This window comes from Streptomyces albus subsp. albus (assembly GCF_000719865.1).
GTDB classification, from domain to species: Bacteria; Actinomycetota; Actinomycetes; order Streptomycetales; family Streptomycetaceae; genus Streptomyces; species Streptomyces albus_E.
This window is the reverse complement of the sequence record NZ_JOID01000114.1, coordinates 1-238: the sequence shown is the minus strand read 5'-3', so window position 1 is coordinate 238 and position 238 is coordinate 1. Positions and strand designations below refer to the sequence as shown.

Here is a 238-nt window from a genome sequence, read left to right as displayed (position 1 = left end):
GGCCGCCAACGCCTCCTTCGGCGTCGGACCCAACAGCGCACCGCCGGCCCCGGCGTCCTTCGACCGCGCGACCGTCGCCTCCGACAACATCAGCCGACCGCCCGGGTTGCGCTCGAAGAACGCGTCGAGCGTGGCCCGGGAGGCACTGGAGGGCGGCGGCATCGCCGCCTTCACCTCCGCCAGAACCGTCGCCGCCTCCGTCAGCCACGCACCCGCCGTCTTGCTGAACTCGCTCAGC

1 protein-coding gene is annotated in these 238 nt (G+C 73.5%); it reads right to left on the bottom strand.

Translation table 11 applies throughout. The annotated features are described in order from the left end of the window. Nucleotides 1-238 (bottom strand): hypothetical protein (locus IF83_RS33965; RefSeq protein WP_037682197.1); only part of this gene is annotated, 238 nt, incomplete at both ends.